General features: G+C 68.9%; 13 protein-coding genes and 1 tRNA gene. 6 read left to right on the plus strand and 8 right to left on the minus strand.

Going from position 1 to position 17,626, the window contains the following annotated elements; translation table 11 throughout:
• Positions 1–8: 8 nt before the first annotated feature.
• The 3 genes from FN976_RS20115 to FN976_RS20125 are packed head-to-tail and all read right to left on the minus strand — an operon-like array spanning position 9 to position 3,726.
• Positions 9–2,522, minus strand: coding sequence for a cbb3-type cytochrome c oxidase subunit I (locus FN976_RS20115; RefSeq protein ID WP_145894856.1), 2,514 nt, complete (start codon positions 2,520–2,522; stop codon positions 9–11).
• Entirely contained in the window at positions 2,501–3,427 is a 927-nt protein-coding gene (locus tag FN976_RS20120) for a cytochrome c oxidase subunit II (protein WP_145894857.1), read from the minus strand. The genes FN976_RS20115 and FN976_RS20120 overlap by 22 nt, the downstream gene beginning before the upstream one ends.
• The gene (locus tag FN976_RS20125) at positions 3,424–3,726 is read right to left on the minus strand and encodes a c-type cytochrome (protein WP_255440618.1); all 303 of its coding nucleotides are present in this window, start codon (positions 3,724–3,726) and stop codon (positions 3,424–3,426) included. Before FN976_RS20125 ends, FN976_RS20120 begins: the two co-directional genes overlap by 4 nt.
• A gap of 110 nt (positions 3,727–3,836) precedes the next feature.
• Between FN976_RS20125 and FN976_RS20130 the strand changes: the two genes are divergently transcribed.
• Both FN976_RS20130 and FN976_RS20135 read left to right on the plus strand, forming a co-directional pair.
• Complete coding sequence (locus FN976_RS20130; RefSeq protein ID WP_145894859.1) at positions 3,837–4,694, plus strand: c-type cytochrome; 858 nt, start codon at positions 3,837–3,839, stop codon at positions 4,692–4,694.
• Between the two features lie 182 nt (positions 4,695–4,876).
• On the plus strand, positions 4,877–6,637 hold the full coding sequence (locus tag FN976_RS20135; protein WP_145894860.1) for an alkaline phosphatase D family protein: 1,761 nt from the start codon (positions 4,877–4,879) through the stop codon (positions 6,635–6,637).
• Positions 6,638–6,648: 11 nt separating this feature from the next.
• Here FN976_RS20135 and FN976_RS20140 read toward each other — a convergent pair.
• The 3 genes from FN976_RS20140 to FN976_RS20150 form a co-directional block, all read right to left on the minus strand.
• Positions 6,649–6,722, minus strand: a tRNA-Gly gene (locus tag FN976_RS20140).
• A gap of 47 nt (positions 6,723–6,769) precedes the next feature.
• Entirely contained in the window at positions 6,770–9,355 is a 2,586-nt protein-coding gene (locus tag FN976_RS20145) for a hypothetical protein (protein ID WP_145894861.1), read from the minus strand.
• Positions 9,356–9,442: 87 nt separating this feature from the next.
• A complete protein-coding gene (locus FN976_RS20150; protein ID WP_145894862.1) occupies positions 9,443–10,435 on the minus strand; it encodes an extracellular catalytic domain type 1 short-chain-length polyhydroxyalkanoate depolymerase in 993 nt (330 codons plus the stop codon).
• A gap of 133 nt (positions 10,436–10,568) precedes the next feature.
• Here FN976_RS20150 and FN976_RS20155 point away from each other — a divergent pair, with 133 nt between their 5' ends.
• The 4 genes from FN976_RS20155 to FN976_RS20170 all read left to right on the plus strand — a co-directional run bounded on the left by FN976_RS20155 (position 10,569) and on the right by FN976_RS20170 (position 15,643).
• Positions 10,569–11,222 (plus strand): hypothetical protein, encoded by a 654-nt coding sequence (locus FN976_RS20155; protein ID WP_145894863.1) that lies wholly within the window; start codon positions 10,569–10,571, stop codon positions 11,220–11,222.
• A gap of 133 nt (positions 11,223–11,355) precedes the next feature.
• Complete coding sequence (alaS, locus tag FN976_RS20160; protein WP_145894864.1) at positions 11,356–13,980, plus strand: alanine--tRNA ligase; 2,625 nt, start codon at positions 11,356–11,358, stop codon at positions 13,978–13,980.
• An 86-nt stretch (positions 13,981–14,066) separates the two neighbouring features.
• Positions 14,067–14,531 carry a TlpA family protein disulfide reductase gene (locus FN976_RS20165; RefSeq protein ID WP_186511042.1) on the plus strand — a complete coding sequence of 155 codons (465 nt, stop codon included), beginning with the start codon at positions 14,067–14,069 and terminating at the stop codon, positions 14,529–14,531.
• A 20-nt stretch (positions 14,532–14,551) separates the two neighbouring features.
• Positions 14,552–15,643, plus strand: coding sequence for a transglutaminase-like domain-containing protein (locus FN976_RS20170; protein ID WP_145894866.1), 1,092 nt, complete (start codon positions 14,552–14,554; stop codon positions 15,641–15,643).
• A gap of 10 nt (positions 15,644–15,653) precedes the next feature.
• Here FN976_RS20170 and FN976_RS20175 read toward each other — a convergent pair whose 3' ends face one another.
• Entirely contained in the window at positions 15,654–16,793 is a 1,140-nt protein-coding gene (locus FN976_RS20175) for an ABC transporter substrate-binding protein (protein WP_145894867.1), read from the minus strand.
• Positions 16,794–16,919: 126 nt separating this feature from the next.
• The gene (trmB, locus tag FN976_RS20180; RefSeq protein WP_255440621.1) at positions 16,920–17,615 is read right to left on the minus strand and encodes a tRNA (guanosine(46)-N7)-methyltransferase TrmB; all 696 of its coding nucleotides are present in this window, start codon (positions 17,613–17,615) and stop codon (positions 16,920–16,922) included.
• Positions 17,616–17,626 lie beyond the last annotated feature (11 nt).

Here is a 17,626-nt window from a genome sequence, read left to right on the forward strand (position 1 = left end):
CATTCGCCTCAATGGGCCATCCACCGCACGAGCGCGATGGCGGCGACGCCCTGGATGCTGACGTAGTGCCACATCAGAGCGGTATTGTCCAAGGTGGCACGCGCATCGGGCCGCAGCGCACCGGACAGCGACCGCGCGATGACGTAGCCGCCCATCAACAGCAGCAGGAAGGCATGCAACGCCTGCCAGCCCAGCAAGGCGCCGACGGTGGCGCTCCAGGCCTGGTCGCGCGGGGAGAGCCCGGCTTGCAGGTGGCTGACGAGGTCCAGGCCGAAAGCGGCGACGGAACACGCCATGCCCAGTCCGACCGCGGCCTGCAACCAGCCCTGGCCGCCCACGCCCAGCCGCCGCCGCGCGGCCCACGCCATGGCCGCCGAACCGGCGAGCAGCAGCAACGCCGGTGGCCAGCCCCCGGTGGGCAGGCGCGCGCCGGGCGGCGGGCACACGTCGAGCGCCATGCTCACATGGATGTGCGCAAAGCCCAGCGAGGCGAAGATGCTCGCGTCCACCACCAGCAGGACGACCATGGCCCACCAGGAATGCGAGTCGCGGCCGGTCGCCACGGCGGGAATGCGGATGCTGTCGCCGATCCTTGCCAGCGCGGCCGGCGGCGGCTGGTCCGAGCCCCACAACCACGCGATGATCGCCACGAGGGACACGGCGCCGAACAGGAAAGCAGTGAACACCCACGACACGGTGAGCAGCAGGAAAAAGCCGGCTGTCCCGGCCGCGGCCACGAAAGGCAGCCAGCCGTCGCCCGGCAACCGCAACAGGTGCCGCAGCTCCGCCTTGACCGGGCTGGTCACCAGCGTCTCGCGCCCGCCGAAGACCGTGCCGGGGAGCCAGTGCCGGCCGGACTCCACTTCCATCGACAATGCTGGCCGGTCCCACAGCGGATCGCCCGAGCCGACCTGCGGGATGCTGCGTGCGCCATAGCTGTCCTGCGGCAACCATTCGAGCGAGGCGGCGTCCCACGGGTTGCCGTGCGGCTTTTTCACGCGCAGCAAGGTGCGGACCAGGTCCGCCAGGCACAGTGCCACCCCGGCCGCCAGCACGAAGGCGCCGGCGGTCGAAAGCGCGTTCCACAGGTTCCAGCCCAGTCCGTCGGCATAGCTGTAGACCCGGCGCGGCATGCCCTGCAGGCCCGCGATGTGCATGGGGAAGAAGGCCAGGTTGAAGCCGCCGAACATCAGCCAGAAGGCCCGGCGCCCCAGCCGCTCGGACAACTGGTGGCCGTTGAAGGCGGGCGCCCAGTAGTAGATGCCGGCGAACAGGGGGAACACCATGCCGCCGATCAGCACGTAGTGCAGGTGGGCCACGATGAAGTAGCTGTCGTGCACCTGCCAGTCGAACGGCAGCACCGCGACCATCACGCCGGTGAGCCCGCCCAGGACGAAGATGAAGTGGAAGCCGAGGAGGAAAAGCGAGGGCGCCGTGAGCTGCACCCGGCCCTTGAAGAAGGTCGCGATCCAGGCGAACACCTGCACGGCGCTCGGGATCGCCACCAGGAAGCTCGCCGCCGACGTGAGATGCAGCGCCAGAGGCCCGAGCCCCGCCGTGAACATGTGGTGCATCCACAGCAGGAAGCTGATGACGCCCACGCCACCCAGCGCCCACACGATGGCATGGCGCGCCACCAGCGTGGTGCGCGCCATCGTCGGCACCATCATCGACACCATGCCGGCCGCCGGCAGGAAGATGATGTAGACCTCGGGGTGGCCGAAGAACCAGAACAGGTGCTGCCAGAGCAGCGGGTCGCCGCCGCGCGCGGGAATGAAGAAGGGCCAGTCGAACGCGCGTTCCAGCTCCAGCAGGATGGTGCCGGCGATGATGGCTGGGAAGGCGAAGACGATCATCACCGCCGACACCAGCATCGCCCAGGCGAACACCGGCATGCGGCGCAGCGTCATGCCGGGCGCGCGCGTGAACAGGATGCCGATGATCAGTTCGATGGCGCCCGCGATCGCCGAGATCTCGATGAAGCCGATGCCGAGCAGCCACCAGTCCGCGCCGATGCCCGGCGAGTGCGCCTTGCTCGTCAGCGGCGGGTACATGAACCAGCCGCCGTCGGGCGAGGCGCCGAAGAAGATGGTGCAGAAGAACACCAGCCCGCCGATGGCGTAGGCCCAGAAGGCATAGGCCGAGAGCCGCGGGAAGGGCAGGTCGCGCGCGCCCAGCATGTTGGGCAGCAGCCAGACCGCCATCGCCTCGACCACCGGCACGGCGAACAGGAACATCATCACCGTGCCGTGCATGGTGAAGAGCTGGTTGTAGGTGGCGGCGGAGACCAGGCTGTTCTCCGGCACGGCCAGCTGCGCGCGCATGATGAGCGCGAGCACGCCCGCCAGCACGAAGAACAGCAGCGCGGTGGCGATGTAGTAAGGGCCGATGTGGCTGTTGTTCACCGCGGCCAGCATCCGCCAGCCGGTCGGCGGCTGCCAGGCACGCTCGAGGGCTTCGAGTTCGCCGTTGGGACGGGGAAGAGCGTTCGGCAACCCGGTCACTGCAGCGCCCCCAGCCATTCCGCGAGCGCGCCCAGCGTCTCCGTATCGAGCCGGTCGTAGGAAGGCATGCGGGCGCCCGGCTTCACCATCTGCACGTGCGCCAGCCAATGTTCGCGCGCCTGCGCGGTGTTCGGCAGGGTGCCGGCCGCCAGGTGCATGCGGCCGCCGAGGTGCGTGAGGTCCGGCCCCAGCCGGCTGTCCGCACCCACGCCGCGCACCGAGTGGCAGGCATCGCATCGCTGCGCCAGGAACGCATCCCGGCCCGCGGCCTGGCGCGGCGTGGCTGGCGACGCGGCCGGACGCGCCTGCGCAGCCAGCCACAGATCGAACGCCGCCGGCTCCTGCGCCACCACGTGGACGGCCATCAGCGCATGCTGCTCCCCGCAGAACTCCGCGCACTGGCCGCGGTAGACACCAGGTTGCGAAGCCGACAGCAGCAAGTGCTGGATGCGGCCCGGCAACATGTCCATCTTGCCCGCGAGCTGCGGGATCCAGAAGCTGTGGATGACGTCGGCACTGGCGAGTGCCAGGTAAACGGGCCGGCCGGTGGGGATGCGGATCTCGTTGGCGGTGAACACCTCGGCGCCGGTGGACGGATCGCGGTAGCGCACTTCCCACCACCACATGTGCGCGGTGACACCCACCACGAGTGCGCCCGCCGGGGGCGCCGGTTTCCAGGCCGGGCTGAGTGGCAACGACCAGGCGAACAGGGCGGCCAGCACCACCCCGGGAAACAGCACACCGCCACCCAGCACCCAGACGGCGGGCCGGACGGGGCCGCCCCGCCGGCGCAGCGCCCACGCCAGCAGGAACATGACCCCGGCGAAGATGACCGTGCCGCCGGCGATCAGGACCCAGCTCACCGTCTGGATCGCGGCGGCAGCTTCTCCCGCGGCCTGCAGCACACCGCCCTGCGCGCTCATTCCAGCGAGAGCAGGTAGGCCGCCATCGCCTGCGCATCGGCCGGCGCGACACCCATGCTCGGCATCAGCGTGCCCGGCACCAGTGCCTGCGGTGCGGCGATCCACTGCGCCAGAACTTCAGCACGGTTGGGCAGCCGGCCCGCGATGTAGCTGCGCCGGCCCCAGCGCTGCAGCGGCTGCGCGACGCCGCCGCCCGCGGAGGCCACCCCGGGGATGGTGTGGCAGGAACCGCATTGGTATTGCGTCAGCAACGCGCGCCCGCGCTCGATGCGCTGCGGATCGGATGGCTGCGCGGTCACAAGGGCGCAACTCGGCAGTAGCGCGAGCCACGCGGCAACGGCACGGAAATCGCAAGGCATCCTGGCATTCTGGCCCGCAGACGCTTTCCGTGGGCCAGAATCGGCGGCGCATGCATAGCAAGAGAACAGTGCTGCTGACCGCCGCCGCCACCACGGCCGCGCTGGCCGTCGCCGCCGCGCTGGCCGCCGCGGTGGTGGTCTACGGGGGCCTCTACAACGTGGCCTCGACGCGCCAGCACCTGCAGCCCACGCACACCATGCTGGAATTGGCAATGCGCCAGTCGGTGCGGCTGCGCGCCCGCGACATCGAGGAGCCGCCCTTGAGCGACGAGCGCATGGCCCTGCGCGGCGCCGCCTGCTTTCGCGACAAGTGCGTGCAGTGCCACGGCGCGCCAGGCGTCGCGCAGGGCGACATCGGCAAGAGCATGCAGCCGCTGCCCGGGCCGCTGGTCGATGCGAAGCAGCATTGGCGCCCGCGCGAGTTGTACTGGGTGACGCGCCACGGCATCAAGATGAGTGGAATGCCTGCCTGGGAATACCGGCTGGCCGACAGCGAACTGTGGGATGTGGTCGCCTTCATGCAGCGCCTGCCGGAGCTGAACGCGGTGGACTACGCGGCGTGGATCCAGCGTTCACCCGCCGCTCCATCCTGTGGCCGGGGGCCCGCGACGGCCATGCCCATGGTGGCCGTGGACGTGCAGCGCGGCCGCCAGGCATTGCACCAATTCGCTTGCACTGCCTGCCACGTCGTCCCCGGCATCACCGGCTCGTCACCGCATGTGGGGCCGACGCTGGAAGGCATGGGCCGGCGGCAGCTGATCGCCGGCACCCTCGCCAACACGCCGGAGAACATGGCCCGCTGGATCATGGAAACGCAAAAAGTGAAGCCCGGTACCGCGATGCCCGAGCTGGGCGTGGCGCCGCAGGATGCGCGCGACATGGCCGCTTACCTGGCCACGCTCAGATAGTCGTGCCTTCCTCCCTCTCCCTCCGGGAGAGGGCCGGGGTGAGGGCGCCGCGGCGGCGCGCCAATCAGCACTCTCGTAGGCTGACACCGACGCGTCGCTTGCATCCTCTCCTACCGGTTCGAAGGCCTTGCACACGCTCAAATGCCTGAGCCGCAGGCCTGTCGCTTGCCGGAAGGAAAGCGATGGCGTCAGGTACGAGAGCGGCAACCCAGCAGCAGGCGCAAACGCAGGACGCGGCAGAACGCATCGTCCGGCTCTCGCGAAGATCACTGATCCGTGACGCTTTCCTGTTGGCGGTGGGTGTGGCTTCCGGCGGCGCCCTGGTCGGTTGCGGCGGTGGTGGCGGCGGCGATCCTGGTGGCGGCGCCGGCGACAGCAACGATGCCCTCGTCGAATCGGCCATGGCGGCCGGCGCGCCCTTCGCGCATGGCGTCGCCAGCGGCGACCCGCTGCAGGACCGCGTGATGCTCTGGACCCGCGCCAGCATGGCCGCCCCCGGCGTGGTGAACGTCACGTGGGAGCTCGCGCTGGATTCGAACTTCGGCGCCATCGTCAAGCAGGGCACCGTCGCCACCGGCCCGGAGCTGGACTACACCGTCAAGGTCGACGCCACGGGCCTGCAGCCCGGGACCACCTACTTCTACCGCTTCGCCGTCGGCACGAGCTTCTCCAACAAGGGCCGCACGCGCACCTTGCCCGCCGACGCCATCGATCGCCTGCGGCTCGGCGTGTTCTCGTGCGCCAACTTCCCGGCGGGCTACTTCAACGCCTATGGCCACGCCGCGCGCCGCGGCGACATCGACTATGCGCTGCACCTGGGCGACTACATCTACGAGTACGGGGTGCTCGGCTATGCCTCGCAGCTCGCCATCGCGATCGACCGCGTGTCCGAGCCGAGCCACGAGACCCTGACGCTGGACGACTACCGCAAGCGACATGCGCAGTACAAGAGTGACCCGGACCTGCGCGCCTTCCACGCGACGCTGCCGATGATCGCGCTGTGGGACGACCACGACGTCGCCAACAACACCTGGCTGCGCGGGGCCGAGAACCATTCCGACGGCGAAGGCGTTTTCGAGGCCCGCCGTGCCGCGGCCGTCCAGGCCTTTCACGAGTGGCTGCCCACGCGCCTGCCCGACCCGTCGAACCCGCTGAAGATCTACCGCAGCTTCAGCTTCGGCAAGCTCGCGTCGCTGCACATGCTGGACACCCGGCTCGTGGGCCGCGACCAGCAGCAGACGCTGGCCGAGTTCGTCGATGGCAAGGCGCAAGGCCCGGACCGCCAGTTGCTCGGCGTGGAGCAGGCGGCCTGGCTCACCGCGCAGATGCAGGCCTCGCCAGCCACGTGGGAGGTGCTGGGGCAGCAGGTGCTGATGGCCCGCATGGAGGTGCCGCTGACCGTGGCGAGCACCTTCGACCTGGCCACGCTGACGGAATACCTGCTCGCGAAGGCCACCCCCGAGAACCTGCGCAGCGACAACCAGCGCGCCCTGGTGCAGCAGCGCCGCGTGCCCTACAACCTCGATGCCTGGGACGGCTACCCCGCGGCCCGCGAGTCGGTGCTGGCCGTGGCGAAGAGCCGCAACAAGAATCTCATCTCGCTGGCTGGCGACACGCACAACGCCTGGGCCAGTGACCTGACGGACGCCACTGGTGCGAACGTGGGTGTGGAATTCGCGACGGCCTCCGTCAGCTCACCGGGGTTCGAACGGCTGCTGCCCCTGATCTCCTCGACCATCCTCGAAGACGCGTTTCCCGAGATGGTGCCGGACCTGCGCTATGCCGAAACCAGCAAGCGTGGCTACCTGCTGGTGACGCTCACGCCGACCGAGGCGCGCGGGGACTGGATCCAGGTGAGCACCGTGCTCACGCGGGATTACAGCGCGGGGGTGGCGATGAGCCTGCGGGCCGGGGTGGGGGAGCGGAAGATTTCCGGCGTCTAGCCGCGGAAATCTGGAGCGGGTGAAGGGAATCGAACCCTCGTATGAAGCTTGGGAAGCTGCCGTTCTACCATTGAACTACACCCGCGCAGGAGCAGATTCTACCGGCATCCAAAGCGCCATATCAGTACCGGTTCAGGGCACCGAAGACAGCTCCACCGCCAGGTCGTCGAACTGCGCCTTCTGCACCCGCGTCAGCGTATCCGTCCCCCCGCCGCCCTGCGCCGGCCGCACGGTGAAGGTCGACCCCACCCGCGCAATCACCCAATCCGCCCGCTTCCCCGGATACACCACCGTGTTCACCCCGAGCCCGCCATCGATCTTGCAATCCGGATCGCTCAGCGCGCGGTGAATGGTGTCGTTGCCGGCCCAGGTGCGGATGTTCTTGCTCCCGTTGCGGGTCGGGATCGTCAGGCTGCGGCGGAAGTCGGTGGCCAGGTTGATCTGGAGCGGGACATTGACGAAGTAGTAGCCCGCGAAGGGGAAGGGCGCCGCCTTCAAGACGGTGCTCACCATCGCCACGTAGTTGATCAGGCCATTGGGCGTGCGATACGGCATGAACGCAGGCACTGCCTGGCCGGTGGAACGGTTGCCGCCGACGTTGGCGTTCGCATAGTCGATGATCCTGGGCGCCATGCCGCTGAACTGCGCGTTGCCCATCGCCGCATAGAGGCGCCCCGTGCCGTCGTTCACCAGCAGGAAGTTGCCGCTCGGCTGCGTCAGGGTCACCGTGAAGCCGAAGGTGTTGACCATCACGATGGAATCGATGCCGCTGCCGTCCAGGTCGACCAGCCGCAGTGTGTAGTCGATATGGCGCGACTGCTTGTCGTATTCGGGCGCCAGCACGTCGGTCTGGTCGTGGAACACGGTGTTGCCCTGGTTCACCAGCAATTGCAGCGCGGAGCGCTGCAGGCCGCCGGCGCCGCTCCAGATCTCCTGGCCCGCGATGATGTCGGGCCGGCCATCCTGGTTCAGGTCGGTGGTGTACAGGCGCGAGGTGTGCGTCTTCGAATGCGGATCCCACTGGCTGCTGAAGCCGGCGTATTCCGCCTTGTCGTTGAAGTAGGGCTTGGGCAGCAGGATGCCCGGGGTCACCAGCTTCGTGCCATCGTAGCGGAAGATGTAGTTCAGCATCGGGTTCGTCGGCGACCAGCTCGTCGGCGGGGTGGCGCCGAAGCTGCTGTCGCCGATGGCGACCCAGTCTTGCGAATCGGGACCGAACTTGCCCGCCACCACCGACATGCCGCCGGGGTCCCCGATGCCCTCGTCCACGGTGAAATTGCTGCCGTTCCAGGTGTAGACCACGTTGAAGCCGGCGCCCTGGCCGTTCTGGCCGCTGCCGCCGAACGAGCGGGCGATGATGCGGGTCTGGCCGCCGAGCTGCACCACGCGCGAGTCATGGTTCATCACGGCGTCCGGCAACACGATGCGGTTGAAACCGCCGTCGGCGCGCGACATGAACGCGGTGCTCGCCTGCCAGAGGAAGGGGCTTTCATTGTGGGCGGGGAAGACCAGGTCTTCGCGGCCATCGCCGTTGAAGTCGGCGGTGAGCACGCTGCCCGCGCCGTTGGTGTCGGGGTTCCCCAGGACCGCCGTCGATGCCTCGAGCAGGCGGCCGTCAGCCTGCTGCTGCAGCAAGACGGCCCGCACGGTCGTCACGCTGGTCGCGGTGTTGCTGAAGCCGGAGTAGGCCCAGCCCGCCATCGCCACGCCTTCCAGCTGGTTGCTGCCGGTGCGGATGTTGCCCCAGAAGGGGATGAGTGACGACGAGGTGGTGCTCGTGGGCACCCAGCTGCCCGCCGCCGTGAGCATGGGCGTGAGGTCCAGGCTGGGCAGCGAGGCGAGGTCGCGGCCCGTGGGCGTGGTGCCGCCGAACACGAAGCGCTGCAGGGCGACCTTGCTGCCGTCGGGCAGGGTCAGCTGCGCGGTGTTCCCGGACGAGGCGGCGAAGGTCACGGTGCCATGGCTGGCCGATTGCGCCGGCGGCTTGTAGGCGCCCGTGAGCGTCTGGCCATTCGCGAACTGCAGCAGCTGGCCGGAGCCTGACATGCCATCGCTGGCCAGGGGCGCGACCGCGGTGTACCAGACGGGCTGGCCGCTGGCGTCGTAAAGATAGGTGCCGATCGAGAGCTGGCCGCCCTGCGCCTCCACGTAGAAACCGCGGCCGCTCTGGCCCGAGTTCCACCACACGCCGTTCTGGAAGCCGGCGGCCGTGCCGCCAGTGCCGAAACTGAATTTCTGGATGGCGACGGTCTGCGCCGCGCCGCTGGTGGGCTGGATCGTCAGCGCGCCACTGGTGGCCGAGCTGAACGCCAGCGAAACGTTGGCTGGTGTGGTGTTGCCGGTCGGTGCCTTGTAAGCGCCCAACAGGGTCTGGCCTCCGGAATAGCGCAGGATGGCGCCGGTGAACGCGCCGTCGGGCTGTTGCGTGAGCAGGCCCGAGTACCAGACGGAGACCCCGCCGGTCTCGTACATGTAGAGGGTCAGGATCAGCTGGTTGCCCTGCAGCTCCAGCGTGTAGCCCCGGCCGCTTTCGGCGGGGTTCCACCAGATGCCGTCCTGCGGGGTGATGTTGGCTGGCGTCAGCGCCTTGATGGCGGCGTCCGGCCCGGGGGGCGCGGTGGACGAGCCCCCGCCGCAGCCGGCGAAAGTCAGGGCGACCAGCAGGGCGGTCACCCAAAGCCGGAGCGTGTGCGCGAAGGCGCCGGGCGGTGTGGCCATTCGTCATCTCCTCCTCGCTGTGCCGCGAGCGGGGCCAGTGTAATCAGGCATGCCCGAGCGCGGCAACCCCCCAACTGGTGCACGCCGTCAGTCCGCGGCGCGGGCCGCGAACTGCTTTGCCGCGAAGGCCCAGGCCAGCCGCGACGCGTCCGGCCCGAGCGAATCGCTGTAGGCCATCCCGTTTGCGCCACCGCTCCACGCATGGCCCAGTGCCGCGATGTCGACGAACGAGGCCACGATGCGGCGCCCGCGCGAGAAGTCCGTCACGACCATCGGGTGCCGCTGGCCGCGCTGCTGCGTGCGGGGCCGGCCCGCCTTGGCTTGCGCCGCATCCGCCCAAAGCTGCACCGTCGCCCGCCCGTTGCTGGCCGCGACCACGCCATCGCGGCCGCCTTGAATGACCAGGAGAGCAGGCCACGCCACACTGGGGTCTGCGGGCGCCGGCAAGGGCGCCGGGCCGCGGCGGCCCCGCATGGCCTGCATGGCGGTCGCGGTCGACGAGGCCGTGCCCGGCGGAACGCCGGAATGCATGACCACCGCCTTGAAGCGCTCGGGTGCATGGGTGGCGACGAGCGCCGCCATGCTGGCGCCGGCGGACAGCCCCGCCACCGCGATCCGGTCCCGGTCGGCGCCGTGCAGCAGGCAGGCCTGGTCGATGGCTTTCATGATCAGGGCCACTTCGGCCCGGGCGCGGCCATTGCGCGTTTCGTACCAGTTCCAGCAGCCCTGCACGTTGCTGATGCGGTCCTGTTCCGGATAGAGCACCAGGAAGCGGTGCTGGCGGGCGATGCGGTTCATGCGCGTGCTCGCGGCGAAAGCATCGGCGTCCTGGCCGCAGCCGTGCAGCATCACCAGCAGGGGCAATCTTTCGCGTGACGTGACGCCGGGCGGCCGGTAGAGGCGGAAACGCCGCGCGCCCGCCGCGCCCATCGTGATGCCAGCGATCCAGTCGCCGGGCGTCGTCATCCTGGGCCTGCTGGCGGCGATCGCCTTGCGGGCCAGGCCCTGGGCCTGCCGGCCCGGCTTCAGGGTGCTCTTGAGGAGCCTGGTCCACGCGGAGTAAGAGTTGCGCCTGGCCATTGGCGCATTGTGTGGGCCTGTGTCGAACGGGCACCCTGGTAGGTAGTCCTACGTGGGCGCGATCTGACGTTGCCACTCCAATCGCCCCTGGGACGCGCCCTTCAGCGTATTCTGGTGCATCAAGGAGCTGCGCATGTGGTTCAAGCGGATCGGGGTTGCCGCGGTATTCGCGCTGGCCGCGCTGGGGCTGTGGGGACTCGTGCGCGTCACCGACCTCGGTGCGCTCGTCTCCGGCAAGCCCGCGGCCCAGGTGGCCGGCGGCCTGCCGGTGGTGATGACCACCAACGGCGGCCGCCTCGAAGTCTCCAGCGTGACGGTCTATGAGCGCTTCAAGCGCACCGATGCGCTCAAGCTCTTCGGCATGGACATTCCGGGCACCACCGCCGACACCCACCTGCAGCTGCGGGTGGTGTACCGCTACTACATCGACATGGAGAAGTCCTGGCCGCTGCAACCGCTGGAGGGTGGCCGCTGGCTGGTGCGCGCGGGGCAGGTGAAGCCGTCGCTGCCGGTGGCCTTCGACACGCGCGACCTCGAGGTGTACACCGACAAGGGCTGGCTGCGCCTGGATGCCCAGCGCAACGTCACCGGGCTGCTGCGTACCCTGTCGCCCGAGCTGGAGGCCCGCGCGAGGACGGCGGCCTATCAGCAGCTGGCGACCGACGCGGGGCGCAAGGCTGTCGCCGACTTCGTGCGCACCTGGCTGCTGGCGGCCAGGCAGGTGCCGGACGCGGGCAAGGCCAGGGTGCTGGTGCTGTTCCCGGGCGAGGTGCCGCAGCTGGATTGAGCTGCCGCGGCAGATGGAACTTCTGCCGGCGCGGGCGCAGCACTGGGCGGCCCCCGAACCTATAATCAAAAACTCAGCCGAATCAAGCAGTTAGCGCGTCCTCGCCCGGGGGCGCGCGCCTTTCCCGCCCCCAATGACCGCTCCGCAATTCACCGTCGCCGACATCCGCCAGACCTTCCTCGATTTCTTCAAGGACAAGGCGCACACCGTCGTCGCCTCCAGCCCGCTGGTGCCGGGCAACGACCCGACGCTGATGTTCACCAACTCCGGCATGGTGCAGTTCAAGGACGTGTTCCTCGGCTCGGACAAGCGGCCCTACGTCCGTGCGGCCTCGGTGCAGGCCTGCCTGCGCGCCGGCGGCAAGCACAACGACCTGGAGAACGTGGGCTACACGGCACGGCACCACACGTTCTTCGAGATGCTGGGCAACTGGAGCTTCGGCGACTACTTCAAGCGCGACTCGCTCAAGTGGGGCTGGGAGCTGCTGACCGACGTCTACAAGCTGCCGAAAGAGAAGCTCTGGGCCACCGTCTACATCGACGACGACGAGGCCTACGACATCTGGACCAAGGAAATCGGACTGCCCGCCGACCGCGTGGTCCGCATCGGCGACAACAAGGGCGCCAAGTACGCCAGCGACAACTTCTGGATGATGGCCGACACCGGCCCCTGCGGCCCCTGCTCGGAGATCTTCTACGACCACGGTCCGCACATCCCCGGCGGCCCGCCCGGCTCGCCCGAAGCCGACGGCGACCGCTACATCGAGATCTGGAACCACGTGTTCATGCAGTTCGACATGCAGCCCGACGGGAGCGTGAAGAAGCTGCCCGCGCCCTGCGTCGACACCGGCATGGGCCTGGAGCGGCTCGCCGCCATCCTGCAGCACGTGCACAGCAACTACGAGATCGACATCTTCACGGCGCTGATCGCCGCGGCGGGCCGCGAGACCGGCATCGCCGACCTCTCGACGCCCTCGCTGAAGGTGATCGCCGACCACATCCGCGCCACCTCGTTCCTGGTGGCCGATGGCGTGATCCCGTCCAATGAAGGCCGTGGCTACGTGCAGCGCCGCATCATCCGCCGCGCCATCCGGCACGGCTACAAGCTGGGCAAGAAAACCGCGTTCTTCCACAAGATCGTGCCGGACCTCGTCAAGCTGATGGGTGAGGCGTATCCGAACCTCAAGGCTTCGCAGCAGAAGGTGATGGACGTGCTGAAAGCCGAGGAGGAGCGCTTCTACGAAACGCTCGAGAACGGCATGGAGATCCTGGACGCCGCCTTGGCCGGTGACGCCAAGGTGCTGTCCGGCGACGTGGCGTTCAAGCTGCACGACACCTACGGGTTCCCGCTCGACCTGTCGGCCGACGTCTGCCGCGAGCGCGGCGTGACGGTGGACGAGGAGCGCTTCAACGTCCTGATGAAGGAACAGAAGGACGCGGGCCGCGCCGCAGGCAAGTTCAAGATGGACCGCGCCCTGGAGTACACCGGCGGTGGCAACGTCTTCACCGGTTACGAAAAGCTGGAAGAGCTGGCCCGCGTCGTCGCCATCTACAAGGACGGCACGCCGGTGCAGCAGCTCGAAGAGGGCCAGCCGGGCGTCGTGGTGCTGGACACCACGCCGTTCTACGCCGAGAGCGGCGGCCAGGTCGGCGACAGCGGCCTGCTGGTGGCCGAAGGGTTGCAGTTCGGCGTGGAAGACACGCAGAAGATCAAGGCCGACGTGTTCGGCCACCACGGCACGCAGACGCAGGGCACGCTGAAGGTGGGCGACACGGTCAAGGCCGCGGTCGACCTGCAGCGGCGCCAGGCCACGATGCGCAACCACAGCGTCACCCACCTGATGCACAAGGCCCTGCGCGAAGTGCTGGGCGAGCACGTGCAGCAGAAGGGGTCGCTGGTCGATGCCGACAAGACGCGCTTCGACTTCACCCACAACGCGCCGGTCACGCACGAACAGATCCGCGAGATCGAGTCGCGCGTGAACGCCGAGATCCTCGCGAACCAGCAGACCCAGGCGCGGGTGATGGAGATCGAGGCCGCCAAGGCCACCGGCGCCGTCATGCTGTTCGGCGAGAAGTACGGCGACAGCGTGCGCGTGCTCGACATCGGCTCCAGCCGCGAACTGTGCGGTGGTACGCACGTCCAGCGCACCGGCGACATCGGCCTGTTCAAGGTCACGAGCGAAGGCGGCGTGGCCGCTGGTGTCCGGCGCATCGAAGCGGTGACGGGCGCCAACGCGCTGTCCTACCTGCAGCAGCTGGAGTCCACGGTCGGCAGCGTGGCAGGCTCGCTCAAGGCGGCGCCGACCGAAGTGCAGTCGCGCATCGCGCAGGTGCTCGACCAGGTGCGCGCGCTGGAAAAGGAAGTCGCGCAGCTCAAGGGCAAGCTGGCGTCGTCGCAAGGCGATGAGCTGGTGGCCCAAGCCATCGACGTCAAGGGCGTCAAGGTGCTCGCCGCCCGCCTGGAAGGCGCCGACGCCAAGACCCTGCGCGACACCATGGACAAGCTGAAGGACAAGTTGAAGACCGCGGCCATCGTGCTGGCGGCGGTGGACGGCGCCAAGGTGCAGCTGGCCGCCGGCGTCACGGCGGACAGCATGGGCAAGGTGAAAGCCGGCGACCTGGTGAATTTCGTCGCGCAGCAGGTCGGCGGCAAGGGCGGCGGCAAGGCCGACCTGGCCATGGCCGGCGGCACGGACGCCAGCAAGCTCGCGGGCGCATTGCAATCGGTGCAGGCATGGGTCGCGGAACGCGTTTGACGGGGCATCTTCCTCCCTCCCCCTCCGGGGGAGGGCGGGGGTGGGGGCTCGCGCGCCGCGACTTCCTCGCTTTGGCAGGGATTTCCTTGGCTTCGTCCGCCAGCGTCGCCTCGCAGGTCGAACAGCTCAAACCCACCCAGTCCGCCGCCTTCCCCGCCTTCTCCGCCCTCGACCTCGAAGGCCGCAGCACGAAGGTGCCAGCGCCCGGCCGTGCCGCCATCGTCAATTTCTGGGCGACCTGGTGCCCGCCCTGCCGCGCCGAAATGCCCCTCCTGCAGCAGCTCACCGAACTCTACGGCGACAAGTTCCAGCTGCAGCTCGTGAACTTCAAGGAACGGCCGGCCACCATCCAGCGCTACATGCGCGATTCGGCCTGGAGCATGCCGGTGCTGCTCGATCCACTCGGCGAGGGCGCCGCCGCCTGGGGTGTGAAGCGTTATCCGACGACCGTCGGATTCGATGCGCAGGGCAAGCCGCGCTGGCGCGTCGTCGGGGAACTGGACTGGAGCACCGCCGAAGCGGGCAAAGCCGTCGAAAGTCTCTGGCGATAGGCGTTGGATAATCGCGGGCTATGTCCACCCGCCGCCAATTCGTCCAGACCGCCGCCGCCACGGCCGCCGTCTTCTCGCTCCCCGCTTTCGCCCAGGAACGCCGCTTCGCCCCCCAGCCCGGCGACTGGCGCACCTTCGAGGTCACGACCCGCGTCGACCTCCACATGCAACAAGGCGCCACCCAGCTCTGGCTGCCGATCCCCTCCATCGACTCGGAGTGGCAACGCTCGCTGGAAAGCAGTTTCACCAGCAACGGCAGCGCCAGCCGCGGCGCCGACCGCGCCACCGGCGCGCGCATGCTGCAAGTGGCGTTCGACGCCACCAACCCCAAGCCGTTCGTCGAACTCACCACGCGTGTGCAGACGCGCAACCGCGCCGCCGACTGGACGGCGCGCAACACTTCGCCGGAAGACGCCGCCACGCTCGCCTTCTGGCTGCAGCCCACGGCGCTGATCCCCACCGGTGGCATCGTGCGCGAGACCGCGCGCCAGGCCGTGGGCGATGCCCGCACGGACGCCGACAAGGTGCGCCGCATCTACGACTGGATCGTCGGCAACGCCTGGCGCGAACCCAAGGTGCGCGGCTGCGGCGAGGGCGACATCAAGACCATGCTCGAGACGGGCGACCTGGGCGGCAAGTGCGCCGACATCAACGCGCTCTTCGTCGGCCTCTGCCGCTCCGCCGGCGTGCCGGCGCGCGACATCTACGGCCTGCGGCTGGCGCCCTCGGCTTTCGGGTACCGCGAGCTGGGTGGCAACTCCGCGAGCCTCAAGGGCGCGCAGCATTGCCGCGCCGAGGTCTACCTGCGCGCGCACGGCTGGGTCGCGATGGACCCCGCGGACGTCGCCAAGGTCATGCGCCAGGAAACGCCGGAGTGGATCAAGTCGGTGACGCACCCGCTGGTGGCCCCGGTGTACCGCGGGCTCTACGGCGGCTGGGAAGGCAACTGGGTCGGCTTCAACACCGCGCACGACGTGGTGTTGCCGGGTTCGCGCCTGGGCAAGCTGGGCTTCCTGATGTACCCGGTGGCCGAGGACAAGCAGGGCCGCTTCGACTCGTACGCGCCGGACGACTTCAAGTACCAGATCACCGCGCGCGAAATCCGCGCCTGACGCGCCGCGGCTAGCGCACCACTTTCCCATCCGGCGTGATCGTCACCAGATCGATCGCGCGGATGGAATCGCGCACGCCGGCGCGCAGGTTGATGCGGAAGCCGCCCACGTCGTAGTCGGTCATGGTGGCCATCGCCTTCTGCAGGCCGGCCTTGTCCCAGTTGCGGCCGGCGCGCCGCACCGCCTCCGACAGGGTCTTGGCCGCGATGAAGCCTTCCAGCCCTTCGTACGAAGGCGTCTGGTCCGAGGTTTCGATGGCGGCGAGGTATTCCTTGACGATGGGCGTGGCCGAACTGCGCGGCGACGGCACCACCTGCGACACCACGACGCCGCCGATTTCCTTGCCGAGCGCGCTGAACAACGGGTCGATGCCGACCACCGAGAAGTTCATGAAGCTGCCGACGAAGCCGGCCTTGCGCATCTTGCGGATGAAGTGGGCGGTGGAGTTGAACAGCGAAACCTGGATCACCGCGTGGGGCTGTGCCTTGAAAATGGTGGCGACGGCGGTGTCGACCTTGTCGCTGTTCACCGGGACGAAGGCGGAGGCGACGAGGGGCGGCAGCTTCTGCTCGATCAGCGCCTGCTGCACGGCGGCCAGGCCGGCGCGGCCCATGGCGTCGTCTTCGGCCAGCACCGCGATGCGGTCCTGGCCCAGCGTGGCGCAATGCCGCACCATCTTGAAGGCTTCGTCGGAGAGGCTGGGCCGCACGTGGAAGATGTTGGTGAGACCCGTGCCGCGCAGGCGGTCGGAGGCGGCGAACGGCGCGAAGAACAGCGAACCGTCCTTGATGGCCACTTCGGCGCCGGCTTCGCTGGTCGCGGTGCCCACGAAGCCGAACAGCACGTCGGCCCCGTCCGCCAGCAGCTTGACGGCGTTGGCCGTGGCCTTGGCGGCCTGGTAGCCGTCGTCGAGCTGCTGCAGCTCGAACATCCAGCCCGGATTGTTCTTGCGCGCATTGAAGGCATCGAAATAGAGCTTGGAGCCGCCGGCGAAGGCCAGGCCGATCTGGTCGGCTGCACCGGTCAGGGGCACGGACTGCCCCACGACCATCTTGCGGGGCTTGGCTTGCGCCGCCGCGCCGCCCACCCAGCTGGCCCCCAAGCCGGCGGCGAGGGCCGTCGCCAGCACCGTTCTGCGTGTCCCATTCATCGTGTGCTCCTAGCCATGCCCAACCTCAGCAATTCCGGTGCCATGGAAGATACTCCTTCGGTTACACCCCCACAACCGAAGAGGCTGCCGCATAGGGATGAACCTATGCACGGCCGGCATACAGGCTCAAATCCGCCGGAAAACCACGTCCCAGACGCCGTGCCCGAGTTTCAGGCCGCGATTTTCGAATTTGGTCAGCGGCCGGTAGGCCGGACGTGGCGCAAAGCCTTCGGCGGTGTTCACCAGGCCAGGCTGCGCGCCCAGCACCTCCAGCATCTGCTGCGCGTACGGCTCCCAGTCCGTGGCGCAGTGGATGGTCGCCCCCGGCGCCAGGCGTGGCAGCAGCTTCGCGACAAAAGGCGGCTGCACCAGCCGGCGCTTGTTGTGGCGGGCCTTGTGCCACGGGTCCGGGAAGAAGATGTGCACGCCAGCCAGCGACGCGGGCGCGAGCATGTGGTCGATGACCTCCACCGCGTCGTGCGCGACGATGCGCACATTGGCGAGGCCGCGGTCCTCGAGGCGCATCAGGAGCGCGCCCACGCCCGGGGCATGCACTTCGCAGCAGAGGAAATTGCGCTCGGGCATCAGGGCCGCGATGTGCGCCGTGGCCTCGCCCATGCCGAAACCGATCTCCAGGATGGTCGGCGCCTCGCGGCCGAAGGTGCGCGCCAGGTCCAGGGGCTGCGGCTGGTAGGGCAGGACGAAGCGCGGGGCCAGTTCCTGCAGCGCGCGGGCCTGGCCGGTGGTGGTGCGGCCGGCTCGGCGGACGAAGCTGCGGATGGGGCGCGGCACGCTCTCAGGCGTGTTCTCGGGATCACTCATGCCCGTATTGT

Source organism: Caenimonas sedimenti, assembly GCF_007833165.1.
Taxonomy (GTDB): domain Bacteria; phylum Pseudomonadota; class Gammaproteobacteria; order Burkholderiales; family Burkholderiaceae_C; genus Ramlibacter; species Ramlibacter sedimenti.